This is a genomic window from Pedobacter sp. Leaf41, assembly GCF_001422545.1.
Taxonomy (GTDB): Bacteria; Bacteroidota; Bacteroidia; order Sphingobacteriales; family Sphingobacteriaceae; genus Pedobacter.
The window spans coordinates 1019324-1037820 of the sequence record NZ_LMLE01000001.1 but is presented as its reverse complement, the minus strand read 5'-3'; the positions used below and the strand labels follow the sequence as shown (position 1 = coordinate 1037820).

Annotated in this window: 13 protein-coding genes; 3 read left to right on the top strand and 10 right to left on the bottom strand. The window is 38.5% G+C overall.

Features of this window, described 5'->3' with window-relative positions:
- Nucleotides 1–1908 (top strand): DUF294 nucleotidyltransferase-like domain-containing protein, encoded by a 1908-nt coding sequence (locus ASE92_RS04400; protein WP_056848842.1) that lies wholly within the window; start codon nt 1–3, stop codon nt 1906–1908.
- A gap of 61 nt (nt 1909–1969) precedes the next feature.
- On the opposite strand, the gene rplT is transcribed toward ASE92_RS04400, so the two are convergent.
- The 8 genes from rplT to ASE92_RS04360 all read right to left on the bottom strand — a co-directional run bounded on the left by rplT (nt 1970) and on the right by ASE92_RS04360 (nt 10478).
- A complete protein-coding gene (rplT, locus tag ASE92_RS04395; protein WP_029285460.1) occupies nt 1970–2314 on the bottom strand; it encodes a 50S ribosomal protein L20 in 345 nt (114 codons plus the stop codon).
- Between the two features lie 72 nt (nt 2315–2386).
- Nucleotides 2387–2587 carry a 50S ribosomal protein L35 gene (gene rpmI / locus ASE92_RS04390; RefSeq protein ID WP_010600880.1) on the bottom strand — a complete coding sequence of 67 codons (201 nt, stop codon included), beginning with the start codon at nt 2585–2587 and terminating at the stop codon, nt 2387–2389.
- 29 nt (nt 2588–2616) lie between these two features.
- Nucleotides 2617–3186: a translation initiation factor IF-3 gene (gene infC, locus ASE92_RS04385; RefSeq protein WP_056848841.1), complete on the bottom strand. Its 570-nt coding sequence runs from the start codon at nt 3184–3186 to the stop codon at nt 2617–2619.
- Between the two features lie 17 nt (nt 3187–3203).
- A complete protein-coding gene (gene thrS / locus ASE92_RS04380; RefSeq protein WP_056848840.1) occupies nt 3204–5129 on the bottom strand; it encodes a threonine--tRNA ligase in 1926 nt (641 codons plus the stop codon).
- Nucleotides 5130–5375: 246 nt separating this feature from the next.
- Complete coding sequence (locus ASE92_RS04375; RefSeq protein WP_056848839.1) at nt 5376–6272, bottom strand: hypothetical protein; 897 nt, start codon at nt 6270–6272, stop codon at nt 5376–5378.
- Nucleotides 6273–6395: 123 nt separating this feature from the next.
- Nucleotides 6396–7133: a (Fe-S)-binding protein gene (locus ASE92_RS04370; protein ID WP_056848838.1), complete on the bottom strand. Its 738-nt coding sequence runs from the start codon at nt 7131–7133 to the stop codon at nt 6396–6398.
- A 26-nt stretch (nt 7134–7159) separates the two neighbouring features.
- Nucleotides 7160–8467 (bottom strand): MFS transporter, encoded by a 1308-nt coding sequence (locus ASE92_RS04365; RefSeq protein WP_056848837.1) that lies wholly within the window; start codon nt 8465–8467, stop codon nt 7160–7162.
- A 118-nt stretch (nt 8468–8585) separates the two neighbouring features.
- On the bottom strand, nt 8586–10478 hold the full coding sequence (locus tag ASE92_RS04360; RefSeq protein WP_056848836.1) for an ATP-dependent DNA helicase RecQ: 1893 nt from the start codon (nt 10476–10478) through the stop codon (nt 8586–8588).
- A 74-nt stretch (nt 10479–10552) separates the two neighbouring features.
- On the opposite strand from ASE92_RS04360, the gene ASE92_RS04355 reads away from it, so the two are divergent.
- Entirely contained in the window at nt 10553–13780 is a 3228-nt protein-coding gene (locus ASE92_RS04355; protein ID WP_056848835.1) for an amidohydrolase family protein, read from the top strand.
- Between the two features lie 85 nt (nt 13781–13865).
- On the opposite strand, the gene ASE92_RS04350 is transcribed toward ASE92_RS04355, so the two are convergent.
- Entirely contained in the window at nt 13866–16061 is a 2196-nt protein-coding gene (locus ASE92_RS04350) for a radical SAM protein (protein WP_056848834.1), read from the bottom strand.
- A gap of 245 nt (nt 16062–16306) precedes the next feature.
- Between ASE92_RS04350 and ASE92_RS04345 the strand changes: the two genes are divergently transcribed.
- Nucleotides 16307–17023 carry a hypothetical protein gene (locus ASE92_RS04345; protein ID WP_056848833.1) on the top strand — a complete coding sequence of 239 codons (717 nt, stop codon included), beginning with the start codon at nt 16307–16309 and terminating at the stop codon, nt 17021–17023.
- Between the two features lie 225 nt (nt 17024–17248).
- Here ASE92_RS04345 and ASE92_RS04340 read toward each other — a convergent pair whose 3' ends face one another.
- Complete coding sequence (locus ASE92_RS04340) at nt 17249–18439, bottom strand: NAD(P)/FAD-dependent oxidoreductase (RefSeq protein WP_056848832.1); 1191 nt, start codon at nt 18437–18439, stop codon at nt 17249–17251.
- Nucleotides 18440–18497 lie beyond the last annotated feature (58 nt).

Here is an 18497-nt window from a genome sequence, read left to right as displayed (position 1 = left end):
ATGAAAGAAAAAATTGATTTTCTGGCCGCTACTCTTCCCTACAGTGTGCTGCCCGATCAAGTTTTAGAAGAATTAGCCAATCTGGTAGAAGAAGTCGACTTTCCTGAAAACACCAGGCTATTCGATGAGGGAAATCATAAAGTTAAGGGGGTTCATATTATCGTGAAAGGAAGTTTTGAAACTTTTTTCTTAGATAGTCAGCAAGCAAAACGCAAGGTAGAAACATATGGACCAAAAACTACTTGTGGGGGAATTTCGATCTTGTTCAATAAAAAGAAGCCTATTAAAACAGTTGTGGCACAGGCGGGTACAAAGGCTTTGTTATTACCAAGAAAAATTTTCAAAGCAATTTGTGCAGAATATGAGGAGTTCTTCGATTTTTTTGCCAATGATTTTGGCAAAAGAATGCTTGATGATGAATACGCTCATTTTTACAAGACCAATGGATCACTTGAAGATAATTATTTAGTTGTTGATCAACTTTATTCTTCGAAAATAAGAAGCATCGGCTACAGGCAAATCATCTATTGCAATAAAAATACCCCAATTTTCGAAGCTGCAATTAAAATGGCGGAGAATAAAACCAGCTGCCTCTTTGTAAGAGATGAGCAGGAGCAATATGCTGGCTTCGTAACCGATATTACGCTGCGAGATCGGGTAATTGCTGGTTTAATTGACCCAAAGCTGCCTATCATCAATGTTATGGATGATAAAATCATCAGCATCTCTACCAACGCCTATGTTTACGAAGCTATATTACTCATGTTTAGCAGTAAGTCGCGGTATCTGCTGATAGAAGACGAGGGTAAATTCATAGGTTTTTTGAGCAGAAACAGACTGCTGAGTGAGCAAACAAAATCTCCTTTAGTATTTATACAATCGGTAAAGAGCGCCACAAGCAATGAAGAGCTGAAAGTAAAATGGCAAAAAGTACCTTCCATTGTAGCGCAACTACTCGACCGTGGGGTGCATGCCGAGATTGTGAATGAAGTGGTTACCACCATTGCAGACACCATTTCAAATAAAATCATAGAAGATGTGATCCGTAAACTTGGCCCACCGCCTGCCAAATTTGTATTTATGGTGCTTGGTAGCGAGGGAAGAAAAGAGCTTTCATTAAAAACAGATCAAGATAATGCTATTATTTACGAAGATACGCCCGAAGATCAAAGGGCAATGGTTAGGAGCTATTTTCTCGATTTTGCCACTCAGGTTTCGGATAAATTGAATTATGTAGGTTTTGTTTATTGCGATGGCGATTACATGGCCACAAATCCCAATTGGACGCATTCCTTATCCCACTGGAAATACAATTATAAAAACTGGATAGAAGAAGCACTACCTGAAGCAGCGGTAAAGTTCGCGGCTTTTTTCGATTGCCGGGCAATATATGGCGATGCTGAAATTATGAATGATCTACGTCATTTTGTTGACGATGAGTTGAAGAGACCCATTGAAAAATTTTATGTTTACCTGGCCAAGAATGCGCTGCTTTACGAACCGCCTTTAACCTATTTCAGAAATATAAAAACACAGAAGATAGAGAGTAGAGAAGTATTCGACATTAAAACGGCTATGACACCGATTGTGGATTTGGTAAGGGTTTATGCGCTTCAAAATAGAATTTTCCAAAAGGAAAACACAGGTGAACGCCTGAGGGCTTTGAAAGACTTAGGCGTTTTTAGCCAAAGCCAATTCAATGAGTTGACACAGTCTTATTACTACTTGATGGTTTTGCGGCTAAAAAACCAGGCGAACCAAATCATCAAAGAAAATAGGTCGCCAAACAACCTTATTGAAATTAATAATTTAACAAAAATTGAAAAAGTTACTTTAATCGAAATATTTAAGACCATCTTAAATTTTCAAAGCGGAATAAAAATGAAGTTTACCAACAGCCTCATTTAAATAAAAAAGGGAACCAAACTGGTTCCCTTTTTTAATATCATTAACGCCTAAGCGAGAATTTCTATTTTACTGCATCAATTACAGCTTTGAAAGCTTCTGGGTGATTCATTGCTAAATCAGCCAATACTTTACGGTTTAAACCGATTTCTTTTGAAGCAAGTTTACCGATTAATTGAGAGTAAGAAATACCGTGCTGACGAGCACCTGCATTAATACGTTGGATCCATAATCCGCGGAATTCTCTTTTCTTAACTTTACGGTCACGGTATGCATATTGCAAACCTTTTTCTACTGTATTTTTAGCAACCGTAAAAACTTTGCTTCTTGCGCCCCAATAGCCTTTGGCCATATTAAGGACTTTTTTCCGTCTTCTTCTCGAAGCTACTGCGTTTACCGAACGTGGCATGTTGTTGTTGTTTTTTGGTAAGCGGCGTTCATTTAAGAATCTTTAATGCCTGATACCTGGTGAATTAATAAATTACTTTCCGATACAAAGCATACGCTTAACGTTACCTGAATCTGCATCTGTTACAATTCCTGCATTTCCAAGAGCACGTTTACGTTTAGTACTCATCTTTGTTAAGATGTGACTTTTGTATGCTTTGTTTCTTTTGATCTTACCTGTTCCAGTAAGCGAAAAACGCTTTTTAGCACTGGAATTGGTTTTCATTTTTGGCATAACCTGTTTTTTAATTTATAAACCTATTTTTATTTTTTTACTACTTTAGGCGCAACTGTAAGGAACATCCGTTTACCTTCTAACTTAGGTAATAACTCTACTTTTCCTACATCTTCCAAAGCCTGGGCAAACTTTAACAATAAAATTTCACCCTGCTCTTTGTAAACAATTGCTCTACCTTTAAAATGCACATAAGCCCTAACTTTTTCACCATTCTCTAAAAAGCTTACTGCATGTTTAAGTTTAAATTGAAAATCGTGGTCGTTCGTATTAGGGCCGAAACGAATCTCCTTAATTACAGTTTGTTTAGCATTAGCTTTAATTTCCTTTTGCTTTTTCTTTTGTTCGTAAACAAACTTACTGTAATCAATAATTCTACAAACTGGAGGCACCGCATTTGGAGATATTTCTACCAAATCCAATTCAAGTTCATCAGCAAGTGCCAAAGCTTTTGCCAAAGGATAAATCCCCGGTTCAACATTATCGCCAGCCAAACGCACTTCAGGCGATTTAATGTACTGATTAATGTTATGTTCTGCTTCTTTTTTCTTAAAAGGTGGACGTGGTCCCCTGTTAAATCCTGGTCTTCCTAATGCCAAATGTGTATTATTTTAATTTAAACCGTTATTTCTTTTCTTAATAAATTGTTGAATTCCTCCAACGTCATTTCGCCTAAATCTCCCTCACCATGTTTACGTACCGAAACTTTACCTTCAGCCATCTCTTTATCACCAATAATGAGCATGTATGGGATCTTTTTAACTTCCGCATCGCGGATTTTACGTCCGATTTTCTCGTCTCGAAAGTCAATCAGCCCGCGAATATCGGAATTATTTAGTTCATCTAAAACTTTTTTTGCATATTCTTCATATTTTTCTGAGATCGGAAGAATAATAAACTGCTCCGGACTTAACCATAAAGGAAAATTACCAGCGCAATGTTCTATCAATACTGCAATAAATCTTTCTAATGAACCAAATGGCGCACGGTGGATCATTACAGGTCTGTGTTTTTGATTATCACTGCCTGTATATTCCAACTCAAAACGTTCAGGCAAGTTATAATCAACCTGAATAGTACCCAATTGCCATTTTCTACCTAAAGCATCTTTTACCATGAAATCCAGCTTCGGACCATAAAAGGCCGCTTCACCATATTCTACTACAGTATTTAAACCTTTTTCAGCAGCAGCTTCAATGATTGCAGTTTCAGATAATCTCCAGTTTTCGTCAGAACCAATGTACTTCGCTTTATTCTCTGGATCTCTTAACGAAACCTGAGCAGTATAGTTTTCAAAACCTAAAGATTTGAAAACATAAAGTACCAAATCGATTACTTTCTTAAATTCTTCTTTCACTTGCTCTGGCATACAGAACAAGTGAGCATCATCTTGAGTAAAGCCACGTACACGGGTTAAACCATGTAACTCGCCACTTTGTTCGTAGCGGTAAACGGTACCAAATTCTGCAAAACGAACCGGAAGATCTTTGTAAGAACGTGGTTTTGTTTTATAAATTTCGCAGTGATGCGGGCAGTTCATCGGTTTTAAGAAGAACTCCTCTCCTTCTTGCGGCGTTTTAATTGGCTGGAACGAATCTTTACCATATTTCTCCCAGTGGCCAGAAGTTACATATAAATTCTTATGACCGATATGTGGCGTAACTACTTGTTCGTAACCGGCTTTCGCTTGTGCTTTTGTTAAAAAGTTAACCAAACGTTCACGCAAAGCAGTTCCTTTAGGCAACCATAGCGGTAAACCCATCCCCACTTTTTCTGAAAATGCGAATAACTCTAATTCTTTTCCCAGTTTACGGTGATCGCGTTTTTTCGCTTCTTCAATCATCGCGAGGTATTCAGTTAACTCGCTAGCCTTCGGAAACGTTACGCCGTAGATACGTGTTAATTGTTTTTTGGTTTCATCACCACGCCAGTAAGCACCGGCAACATTCATTAATTTAACAGCTTTTACAAAACCAGTATTTGGAATGTGTGGGCCGCGACATAAATCAGTAAACTGACCTTGAGTATAGAACGTAATTTTTCCATCCTCTAATCCATCAATTAAATCCAGCTTGTACTCGTCGCCCTTTTCAGTAAAATATTTAATCGCATCAGCTTTACTTACGCTTTCACGTACAAAAGTTTCTTTTTGTTTAGCCAACTCAATCATTTTGGTTTCAATGGCTTTGAAGTCATCAGATGAAAATTCTTTGTCGCCAAAGTCTACATCGTAATAAAAACCAGTTTCAATAGCCGGACCGATACCAAATTTGGTTCCGGGATAAAGTGCCTCTAGAGCCTCAGCCATTAAGTGAGCTGATGAATGCCAAAAAGTTGATTTCCCGGCAGTGTCATTCCAGGTCAACAGTTTTACTGAAGAATCAGCATCAATTGAACGGGTAGAATCCCAAACTTCGCCATTAACTTCGGCAGCTAAAACATTGCGGGCTAGGCCCTCAGAAATTGATAATGCAATTTGATGGGCAGATGTGCCCTTTTCGTACTGACGGACAGAACCATCAGGTAAAGTAATGTTAATCATCTACAACTATGATTTGTTCTTAATCGCTTTGCGGAAAAGCTTTAGAACGGTTTAAAAAAAATGTTAGTTCGCAATCACATACAAAGTGATTTTTAATTGTCGCGAAGATAATGAATTTTCCCTACTATTTTGAATTAATGGGGATGTAACACTAAATTATCCTCCAAGAAAACAATAGTTAGATCCATAAAAAAAGCCTGCTCATTTGAGTGAGCAAGCTTCAGTAGGAAAAAATATTTTTAACTATTATTGGCCGATTACCGTTCTACCTCCGCCAAAGTTTCCACCTGGGCGATTATTTCTGAAACGTTTCATCATGTTTTCCATTTTGACTTTGTACTCGTCTTCTGTAATAAGCTTCGCTTTTTTTGGAGCGGTAACATCTTTGGCGCTCACACCACGGTATTCAATGCTTTTAGCAATGGTACTGTTACCCCTACTTTCTATAGCTAACACTGCACCTTCAGTCCACATTTTAGGATTCGGAGAAAAATTGAAACCCAAATCATTGGTGTACCAAATATGAGTTTCTTCAGTTACATCTCTATCCTCACCTAAAATCTTCATTGATCTGATAGATTTTACAATCACTTCCTTACAATCAAAACCGATAATTTTTTTGGTTGCATTGGTTTTTTCTATTACGATTTTTGGTGCAACAACAGGTTTAGGTTTGGTGGTATCACCTGGATTTCCACCTCCCATTCTAAATGAACCAATCGGGCCTGAAGTTGAAAGTGTTAACTTGCTAGGCATGTAATAAGTGGTGTCGTTTAAATCAAACACTTCTGATAATTTTTGATCTGCAAACGAATAATAATATTCTCTATTTCCGCCTGCACCGCCAAAACGCATCATCATACGGCCCATACCGCCACCACCGCCACCGCCGTTACTGTCTTCGGTTTCTTCTACGGGCATATAACTAGCATTGGTTGCATTGAACAGCAATTCAAAATTGGCTTTACTTGTTGATGGCATCCGGGCTATGGCTTGTTCGGGTAGTTTAACGCCGCTTGCGGCCATCATCGCCGCTGGATCTGTAATGGTTTCAAATTGTATTGCTCCCGAAGTTTTTTTTTGCGCATTCGCTACTGAGGCAAAAGATAAAACGCCTAGTAAAGCGAAAATTATTTTTTTCATGGGTTCTGTATTTTGTGTTTTAGATATGAAAGCTGAAAAAAGGTTTAACAAAAAAATTTCAGATTTAATGTTAAACCTGTTAAAAAGTGTTTAAATACTTATAAATCAGTAGTAATATCTTCGTTAATATTCTGTACTTTCTAACCAACCATTGCATAAAACATCGGCAATATGCATGGTTTTTATGGGAAGTTTATTTTTATCGATGTAACCTTGAAGGTGTAAAAGGCAAGATAAATCGGTAGAAATAATATAATCGGCTTGCTGCGCCAAAGCATGGTTTACCTTTTGTTCGGCCATGGCTGATGAAATGGCATCAAATTTTACAGCAAAAGTACCACCAAAGCCACAACACATATCATTATCAACAAGATCGAGCATCTCTAAACCATGTACTTTAGATAGCAGCTGCCGAGGTTCGTCTTTAATTTTGCATTCGCGAAGTGCGCTACAAGAATCGTGGTAAACCGCCTTGCCTTCAAGTTCTGCACCGAAATAGTCTTTTTTAGCTACGTTAACCAAAAAATCAGAAAGTTCCCAGATGTTTGACTGTAAGCTTCGACATTTATTGTGAACGATTGTATTGGTAAACAAGTCATTAAAACCGCCTTTAACCATACCCACGCAAGATGCTGAAGGTGCAACAACATAGGTGTTCTCCGTAAAATCGTTCAAAAATTTTGTGCCGACTTCTTTTGCTTCATCCCAATATCCAGCATTATAAGCTGGCTGACCGCAACAAGTTTGCTTTGAATTGTATTCAACTTTGCATCCCGATTTTTCTAATAACCTTAACGTATTAAAAGCAGTTTCAGGATATAATTGGTCTACAAAACAGGGAACAAACAATTCTACTTTCATCAACAAATATTCTTTAGCTTACAAACTTACAATTTTACTGTTTCTTTGCGCTCGATTTTTTTCAAGATTACCAAAAACACCAATCCAATAATAAAAAATGAAGCTAAAGCGATAATGGAGAAGCGAATATTTCCGGTTAAATCCTCGATATAAGCAAAGCTGAAAAGTCCGATTACGATGGCCAGTTTTTCGGTAACATCGTAAAAACTAAAGAATGAAGTGCTATCTGGCGTATTTTCGGGTAAATATTTAGAATAAGTAGAACGGGATAAGGATTGGATTCCGCCCATAATTAGTCCTACAATAGCTGCTAACGAATAAAATTGATATTCATTCGAAATGTTATATCCATAGATACAACAGCCAATCCAGATGATTACAACCATCATTAACACGTTAACATTGCCCCATTTTTTTGCTAAAAATGACATAAGCAATGCCCCTGGGATGGCAACGAGCTGAATAATAAGAATCACAGCAATTAGTTTAGCTGTTCCTAATTTTAACGTTTTTTCAGCGAAACCTGCAGCGGCCAACATAATGGTTTGTACACCCATCGAGTAAAAGAAAAACGAAAATAGAAAGCCTTTAAGCCTTTTGATCTGCTTCAATTGAGTCCAAACTTTCGCCAACTCACTGAAGCCATCCTTTATAATATTGGTTTTTATCTTGCCTATTTGAGGCGTTCCGTTGGGAAGAACGGAGAACGGAATCTGTGAAAAAACAATCCACCAAACACCTACTAAAAGAAAAGATAACCTTGGAGGAAATGAAGCATCTACAATCCCAAACCATTCCGGCTTGAGCACAAAAAGAAAACAAACTAATTGTAGCACTACTGAACCTATGTAACCATAAGAAAAGCCTTGCGCACTTACACGATCCTGATGATCTTCGCTAGCGATTTCAGGTAAGTAGGAATTACTAAACAATACGCCTCCAATATAGCCCATTGCCGCCAACACAAAGAAAACAATGCTGATTTGCAAAGTATCAAGTTTAAAAAAATACAAAGCCATACAAGCCAAACCGCCCATATAGGTAAAAAATTTCATGAAAGATTTTTTGTTCCCCCTCCTGTCTGCAATCGACGATAGAATGGGTAATGCCAGCGCCATGATCAGGTAGGCAAATGATAACGCATAGTTAGATAAAGAAGTGTTAACGAATGTTCTTCCTAAGAAAGTTACTTTATCGCCATGCTCTTTAGTAGTGGTGATAATGGTGTAATATGCAGGAAAAATTGTTGAGGTAATGACTAAATTATAGGCAGAGTTTGCCCAATCAAAGAAAGCCCAGGAACGAATGGTTTTCTTGTTGTTTTTTTCTATCATTTTTCGCTTCGCGGATGATTATACTGATTATTGATTAATACTGATTTCAAAACTAATGTTAATTCACAAATTGAGTGGCTTTTTCACAAATCTTCGATTCCAATTCGTAAATCTAAAATCAAATGTAATACTTCTTCCCATCAGTTTTTATTTTGCCTGCATCTAATAATTCGCGAATGGCAGCTATCCGTTCATTTTCAGCTCCGTTTTTTATATGCTTAACCAAATCATCTAAACTTATTGGCTGTTGATGAAGTAAAGAAACGATTTCAAACTCTATTTCATCATTCATCTGAACTTCGTTTTCTGCCCTTTTTTCTGCAAGGCAAACATCACAAACCCCACATTTTGTCGCCGTATGTTCATCAAAATAGTTTAGTAGTTGGATACTTCTGCATTTTTTTGTGCTGGTGTAAGCCACCACAGCACTTACCTGCTTTAGTAGAATTTCTTTTCTCAGTTCAAGGTATTTGACATCCAGATCAAAATGATCCATATCTACCCGGGGGCGAACGTATTGCAATTGCGGTTGATCAGTTTGTTGTATGTAAGTTAACATTTCAATAGATTGGAGTTTGTTTAATACGGCAATCACATCCTTAAAGGAAATACTCAGTTTCTTAGCTAAATCGGCTTCATTTATTTTAACAAAACCATCGAAAGCGCCGCCGTGAGAACGAAGAATTGTTTTAATTATCCCATCGTATGCTTTATTTTCTATCTGAAACCGATACACATCCTCATGGCCAACAATAAACATCAGCCTCGATGGCAGAAAGACGCTTTCTGAAAGTGTGATATAGCCATCATGCTCCAAAAATTTTAACGCTGATATCGTTTTTAATACACTAATATTGAATCGCTTACAAAAATCAGCGATATCAAAGGTAAAGGTCAACCCTTCGCCGGCACCAAACGCCAGCTGGAAATAATTTCCTAGATAATGATATATCTTTCTGATCTCATCCGGAGATGGAAAACTATTGATGTAGCGAGATTCAAGACTTAGAACGTCAGATTGATTCGCGAGCAAAACTGCGTAGCTTCTTTTTTCATCGCGGCCTGCCCTTCCTGCTTCCTGATAATATGCTTCAAGGCTTTCCGGTAAATCCAGGTGAACTACGAAACGAACATCTGCTTTGTCAATACCCATCCCGAAGGCATTTGTGGCCACCATTATTCTGGTTTTGTTCAGTTTCCAATCTTCCTGTTTTTGAAAACGCACATCCCGTTCTAAGCCCGCGTGATAAAAATCGGCCTTAATTTGATTGCGGTTTATGAAGTTTGAAACCTCTGCTGTTTCTCTTCTATTTCGAACATAAACCAGTCCAGTGCCTTTAACATTCCGGCAAATCTCAATCAACTTTTTATATTTATCTTCCTGTCCCAAAACAACATAACTTAAATTATCTCGAGCAAAACTTTTCACAAAAACCTGTGGGTCTTTCATCTCCAGCTTCTCTACAATATCTTTTCGCACAAATTCTGTAGCCGTTGCAGTGAGTGCCAAAACCGGTACACCCGGAAGAATCTCTCTTAACTTAGATATTTGTTGATACGGTGGACGAAAATCATAACCCCATTGCGAAATACAATGTGCTTCATCAACAGCGATCAGATTTACGTTCATGTAAGAGATACGTACACGTACCAAGTCAGAAAGCAATCGCTCTGGAGAAAGATAAAGGAATTTAATTTTGCCGTAAATGCAGTTATCCAATAAGATATCAATTTCGCGTTTGCCCATCCCGGCATAAATGGCAATGGCCTCGATACCCCTCGATTTCAGGTTTTCTACCTGGTCTTTCATCAACGCAATTAAAGGAGAAACCACGATGCAGATTCCCTCTTTTACCAGTGCAGGAACCTGGAAACAGATCGACTTACCGCCACCGGTTGGCAGAAGCGCAAGGCTATCTTTGCCCTCTAAAACCGAAGCAATAATATCTTGCTGTAAAGGCCTGAAAGCTTGATGGCCCCAATATTTTTGTAAAATCTCTATTGCTGTCATAAATCGGCGGTATCAAAACTATAAAAAAGCTGTTGATATTGCTAAATTGCGCCACAATTAATCAAAAATATAGAATGAAACATCTCTACCTTCTATCTGCACTTTCGCTTTTATTCTTTAACATAACCGCCCAGGAAAAAAAATGGGATATTGAAAAATACCAGGGAACTACGAAAAATTTCACGCTGAATACCGATGAAGGAACCTGGATGAATTTGGACGTAAGTGCCGACGGACAAGAAATTGTTTTTGATTTATTGGGTGATATTTACACCATGCCTGTTTCTGGAGGTCAGGCCAAGCTAATTAGTGGTGGCATTGCATACGACGTACAGCCAAGGTTTAGTCCAAATGGAAAATATATTTCTTACACCAGCGATAAAAGTGGCGGTGACAATATTTGGATTATGAATCGTGATGGTTCTGGCAAAAAGCAGGTAACCAAGGAGAGCTTTAGGCTCTTAAATAATGCCACATGGATGCCCAATGGCGAATATATTGTAGCCCGTAAACACTTTACAGCTGGCCGCTCACTAGGAGCGGGCGAAATGTGGATGTACAATATTAATGGCGGCGATGGGATTCAATTGACTAAACGCAAGAACGACCAGCAAGATGCAGGCGAGCCAAACGTTTCGCCCGATGGACGCTATCTCTATTTCAGCGAAGATGTTAGTCCCGGGCCAAACTTCGAATACAGTAAAGATCCAAACGGAACCATCTATGCCATCCGCCAGTTAGATTTAAACACTGGAAAATTAACTACCCTTATCAATCAACAAGGTGGCGCCTGCCGTCCGCAGGTTTCGCCTGATGGCAATTTAATTGCGTTTGTTAAGCGGGTTCGTTTAAAATCAACGCTTTATGTTCAGAATATCAAAACAGGAGAAGAATGGCCTGTTAACGAAGATTTATCTCACGATCAACAAGAAACCTGGGCTATTTTTGGTGTTTACCCTAACTTCGCTTGGACGCCAGATAGCAAAAGTTTAATATTTTATGCGAAGGGCAAGATCAGAAAAACAGAAATCGCAAGTCTGATTACTTCAACTATTCCCTTTCAGGCCAATACGGTTCAAACGGTTCAGCAGGCATTGCATTTCGAGCAGCAAGTATACAGTAATGATTTTTCAGTAAAAATGTTGCGCCAGCTAACAACTTCTCCGGATAGAAAAACGATTGTATTTAATGCAGCTGGATTTTTATACAAGCAAGAGTTACCAACTGGAACACCTGAACGATTAACAAGTGGAATGGATTTTGAATTTGAGCCCAGTTTTAGTCCCGATGGCAAGTTTGTAATTTACACTACCTGGAGTGATGAACTCCGCGGAGCGATTAAAAGAACCGATATTAAATCTGGCAAAACCATTACTTTAAGCGATGAAAAAGGATTTTATTATTCTCCTCAATATTCTACCAAAGGTGATAAAATTGTGTTTAGAAAAGGAAGCGGCAATGATGTTTTAGGCTATAATTATGGTCGTGGAACGGGAATTTTCATCATGCCTGCTGCTGGTGGTACTAAAACTTTGGTTTCAGATAACGGTATAAAACCATCCTTTAACAATTCTGATACGCGAATTTATTTCCAAAGTTATGCGGATGGTAAAAAGGCTTTAAAAAGTATCGATTTAAATGGTGCTAACGAGAGAACACATTTTACATCACAATATGCAAATCAGTTTGTGGTGAGTCCTGATAATAAATGGCTCGCTTTTAACGAGCTTTTTAATGTGTATATCACCCCAATGATTAATGTAGGAACGGCCCAGGATGCATCGGCTGGAAATAAAGCCATTCCAGTAGCAAAAGTTACTACAGATGGTGGTACTTACATGCAGTGGAGCGCTGATAGCAAAAATCTTCATTGGACATTAGGCCCGAAATATTTCACTATTGATGTGAAAAATGCTTTCAATTTTGATGGCACTACCCCAAAAACACAAGCCAGTTCAATTGATATTAACCTTACTCTAAAAAGTGACGCTCCTACCGGAATTGTAGCCCTGAAAGGCGCCCGAATTATTTCAATGAAAGGTGATGAAGTGATTGAAAACGGAACAATCTTAACAGATGGAAATAAAATTATCTCAATAGGGAAAGCCGATGCGGTAGTGATACCTGCAGATGCGAAGGTTATTGATGTAAACGGCAAAACAATTATGCCTGGAATTATTGATGTGCATGCACATTTGCGCACCAGTCCTGATGGGATTTCGCCACAAAATGATTGGAGCTATATGGCTAATTTAGCTTTCGGTGTAACCACTTCACATGATCCATCAAGCAATACCGAAATGGTTTTTAGCCAGAGTGAAATGCTAAAAGCAGGACGAATGGTTGGGCCAAGAGTATATTCGACCGGCTCTATTTTATACGGAGCCGATGGCGATTTCAAAGTGGTAATCAATAGTCTTGACGATGCATTGGCTAATTTGAAACGGCTTAAGGCAGTTGGCGCTTTTTCAGTAAAATCTTACAATCAGCCCCGCAGAGAGCAGCGCCAGCAAATTTTGGAAGCTGCCCGACAGCTAAAAATGGAAGTGTTGCCAGAGGGCGGTTCTACATTTTTTCATAATATGAATATGGTTGCCGACGGACATACGGGAATTGAACACAGCATTCCGGTTTTACCGGTTTATAAAGATGTAACTACCCTTTGGAACAACACCACAGTAGGTTACACGCCAACATTAATCGTTGCTTACGGCGGTCAGTGGGGAGAAAATTACTGGTATGACAGAACTAATGTTTGGGAGAATGAAAAGCTAATGACTTATACACCTCGTTCGATTATCGATTCGAGGGCAAGACGCAGAACCACCTCAGAATATAGCGATTACAACCATATCGATATTGCAAAAGCCACTAAACAAATTGCAGATGGTGGTACAAAAGTAAACTTGGGTGCCCATGGGCAAATACAGGGTTTGGGTGCACACTGGGAACTCTGGATGTTTGTTCAAGGTGGATTTTCGCCATTGCAAGCCATTAGAAATGCGACTTTAAACGGCGCACATTATTTAGGAATGGATAAAGAAATTGGCTCATTGGAAGTTGGCAAATTAGCAGATTTAGTCATCATGGATGCCAATCCTTTAGACGACATCAGGAACTCTGAAAAGATTAAGTATGTGATGATTAACGGCAGGATGTATGATAGCGCCACCATGAACGAAGTGGGAACAAGAGAAAAACTTCGTAGCAAATTGTGGTTCGAAAGCGCAAAAGGCAATGGATTTGTAATTCCGAATAGCGAATCAGAAACATGGACTTTTACCGTTCCACATTGTGATTAATTGAGCTGCTTATCATATAAGGGATATGAGTTTCATTTAAGCTCTAAGTCTTAAATCTTTCTTATATTCCTTATATTATTATTCACTACAAAACTAACAAACCAAATTCTCTTAAAGTATTTACAGGTTTTGAATACCAGAACAATTCAAAGTTTTCCATCTCTATTTCAAAATCTGCTTTAACTTCAGCAAAGGTGTAAACCTTTTCATTTGAAATGTGAATTTGTTCTAAAATCGAAACCAACCATTCGCCCTCACTCTTATTGGCTTGAATTGTAAAGCTTTGTTTTTTATCATGAAAAGTTAACGATGCCATTTCCCAGCTATTCCCTTTTTTCGATTTGGTAAAATATTCAGCAGAGGGCTTCCCTCCTAACCAAGCTACTTTAGCGGTTGGTTTAGTATGAAAATGATCGTCATTGCTCAAAGCACCTTCGATAAAACCAGCAGGAATTTTGGTTCTTGGGATTTTAAAATCGAACCAGTCTTGTAAATCGTAATCGAAACAAATGCCATGCATAAAATTGAACAGCGACTTTTTTAACCCGTAACTAAACTTATTATGATCGATGCCGGTTTTGTCAAAGTAGTTAATGTCGTTATTAGCGAAACTACCAATTGCTTCTGTTTCCTTCACCACTCCAAACTTTTCAGGGTACATGCCAACGGGACTGTGTGCCGTCATTGCAAACTGATGCCAAAAGCCCGATTGTAATACGCCAGCCTCAAATAGTTGACGAACCATTTCTAAACTATCTACAGTTTCCTGTATCGTTTGTGTGGGATAGCCATACATTAAATAAGCATGAACCATGATGCCTGCTGCTGTAAAGTTCCGCGTTACCCGGGCAACCTGTTCAACAGTTACACCTTTATCGATCAATTTTAATAGCCTATCGGAGGCCACTTCGAGACCTCCTGAAACAGCAATGCAGCCCGATGCCTTTAGCAGTAAGCATAAATCTGCTGTAAAACTTTTTTCAAAACGAATATTTGTCCACCAGGTAACCGCTAATTTCCTCCTGATAATTTCAAGTGCAACCTCACGCATCAGAGCAGGTGGAGCAGCCTCATCAACAAAATGAAACCCATTCTGCCCTGTTTTCGCATATAAATCTTCAATTCGATCGACAATTTGTTTGGCTTGAACTGGTTCGTAAACCTTTATATAATCCAGCGAGATATCGCAAAATGTACATTTCCCCCAATAGCATCCATGGGCCATAGTCAGTTTATTCCACCTGCCATCACTCCACATTCGGTGCATTGGGTTTACAATCTCTATCACCGAAATATATTGATCCAGCAATAATCCGCTGTAATCGGGCGTACCAACATCAGCTTGTTTGTAATCTTTTCTGAAGGAATCGTTTTTATAAATAACTTTGTCATTTTCCAACAAAAATGTACGCTTATACATTTGCATTTCCTTCGGCAAGTTTCCGCCGATGTTTTGAATGAGCAAATCGATGGGCAATTCTCCATCATCCAAGGTGATAAAATCGAAAAATTCGAAAACACGTTTATCAGAAAGTGAGCGCAACTCCGTGTTTGGGAAGCCACCGCCCATAGAAATTTTAATTTCAGGATAATTTGCTTTTACCCATTGCGCACACCGAAAAGCGCTATATAAATTACCAGGGAAGGGAACAGAAATTAAAAACAATCTGGGTTCGATTGAAATTATCTTCTTTGATAAAATTTTAATAAGAATTTGATCGATGTAAGTTGGTTCATTTTGTAACGCCGTATATAATTCATCAAAAGAATTAGCGCTTCTGCCTAAACGTTCTGCGTAGCGACTGAAACCAAAATTTTCATCCACACATTCTACGATGTAATCGGAAATATCTTCAAGGTATAATGTCGCCAGATGTTTCGCCTTATCCTGCGTCCCCATTGCTCCGAACGCCCAATCGAGTTCTTCTAACTGCGCAAAGCGAGCCGCCTGTGGAAGAAAATCATCTCCACAAATTTGCAATGCCAAGGTTGGATTTTTGCCTTGAAGGAAGGCAATTACAGAATCAATAGTTTTCAGGTACTCATCCTTCAACGCGAAAATGCGCTTTGCATTATCACTTTTTAATTTCGAACTAGAAACTTCAAACAAATCAGCTAATCCATTTTTTGAAAACAATTCTAATATTACTTCAATCCCTAAGTCTGCTTGTGATGAGGAGATATTCTTAGTGTTTAAAAATCCTTTTATATACGCTGTTGCCGGATATGGAGTATTCAGTTGGGTAAATGGCGGCGTAATGGCGAAGATTTCGGTTTTCAAAAGATTTGAGTTTTTGCAAAAGTAAAGGAATTTTAGAACTTAGGGATTTATTATAAGTCAAATTTCCATGGTTTGTGTCATCAAAGACCATTCGATAATTGTTATGTCTGGTTGTTTAAATACAGATTGAGGAGAAGCTATTGAGATGCTAAAAAAATTCAGCATGACAATTTGGTTGAAATAGTTAGTAAACTAAAACGCCAATCAAAACGTTTTAGCATTACATGAAAACCTTTTCTATCTGAATGAAATATTTTTATCTACTTACTTTTCTTCTAGCAGCACATCTTTGTTTCGCTCAAAAAACATTTATTTTTCCTAAAGTGAAGCCGCAAGGTATATCTATTGAGCAGCTTACTCCCACCAACTGGACAGTAATTGAAAAAGCAAATGGAGATTTGAATCATGATGGCGTTGAGGATATTGCTGTTGTTTTCGAGTTTGATAAAAAGATTGATGAGACCAGAACCTACGGAGATAATAATTCGGAAATTATAAAGGAAACACAGAAACCACGAATTTTAGCGATTTTTTTTAAAGATCATTCTACAGGAAATTTCCGCTTATCCAGCCAGAATAACGATTTTATTCTGAGATCTGAAGAAGGTGGTAAACTCGGCGATCCGCTCAATCAAATCGGAATCAAGGATCAGCAGCTCTACTTGCGTTTTCAGGGAGGTGCAGAGTGGCGTTGGGAACTGGGTTATACCTTTAAATTCGAAAATAAAGATTGGTTTCTAACCAGTGCGATAAACCTCTATTTTAACCAGAATACCGGAGATATGACCGAGCGTGTTTACGATTTTAAAACCCGTGAATTATTTACTACGGTTGGGAATTTACACAGAAGAGATATCGCGAACCGAAAAACGAGTGAGGTTCTATATTTTTCTCAGTTGAGAACATTTAAAACATTTAAAAAGCCTTGGGCCTGGGAAATAATGCCCAATGTTTATTTATAGGGTTTGACACGGAAACAGGCGATTTAGTTATTCAAGAATTGTAGTGGGTTGCCGAAGTTTGTCCAACCGACGCATACAAAACTTTTTTGCCGCGGCAACACAAAATACACGGAGATTTGGCATTTAATAAAACGGTCGTCATTGCGAGGCACGAAGCAATCTTAATGCGCTATGCTTATAGAAAAGAATATCAGTATTGCTTGATATTTCGCAGAGGCAGTGGTGCTAAATATTTTGCGCAATTACGAAGCCACTTGCCCAGGCCCATTGGAAGTTATAGCCACCCAACCAACCCGTAACATCCATACATTCCCCGCCGAAAAATAAGCCAGGAATCTTTTTACATTCCAAAGTTTTGGATGAGATTTCATTGGTATCAATTCCGCCACGCATCACTTCGGCTTTATCATAACCTTTGTCACCGGCTGGTTTCACTTTAAAGTGATGGATTGTTTGTTCAATTAATTGGATTTCCGCATTCGTTAGGGCCGCAACCGGTTTAGTTAGGGGCAAAAATTTCCCTAAAGCATCAGTAAATTTCTTAGTATAGAAACGGTTTAACAAAGTGGATAAAAGTGTTTTCCCATTTGTTTGGCGTTCCTCAGATAATATTGAAACAATATTTTGACCGGGCAGCAGATTGAGATTTACGCTTTCTCCTCTTCTCCAGAAGGACGAAATTTGTAAAATTGCCGGGCCGCTCAAACCCCAATGCGTAAACAATATATTTTCTTCGAAAGAAATTTCATCATTACTGACTTCACAAAAAACTGAATTGCCAGAAAGCTGGGCAAACCATTCTTCATTTTTCCCTGTGATGGTTAGAGGAACCAGCGCTGGTGCTGTTTCTACAATTTTTAAATCATGCTTCCGGGCAAAACGCAAAGCAAAATCTGTTGCACCCATTTTTTGAATGGGTAAACCGCCTGTAGCCACAACTAGTTTTGCGGCCGTTAGTGTGATATTTTTTCCATTCTTATCGTAAGTAACCCGAAAACCATCAAGTAATATCTCAATCTCTTTAACGTCGGCATTGCAGCGAATTTCCTGACCAAAATCTTCGCAGATTGATGTGAAAACCTGTACAACATCTTTTGCGTTCTTTTCATCGGGGAACAATTGTCCTAATGTTTTTTCCCTGCCATGAATCCCATAAGTTTCGAAAAAACTTACGGTGTCATCTACCGTCCATTGCGTAAAAGCCGATTTAATAAAGTGGGGGTTTGCAGAAATAAATTGTTCTGCTGAAGCAAACTGGTTGGTATAATTGCAACGACCGCCACCAGAAATTAAAATCTTGGCACCTGGTTTTTCATTTTTTTCCAGTACAATCACTTTCTTCCCCAGATAGCCCGCTTGTACCGCACACATTAACCCGCAAGCACCTGCGCCAATAATTATTGCATCAGCATTCATTTCGCAAAGTTATAAGTTTTACCTTCTAAGTGGTTAGCAGAATCCTTTTTATAATAGC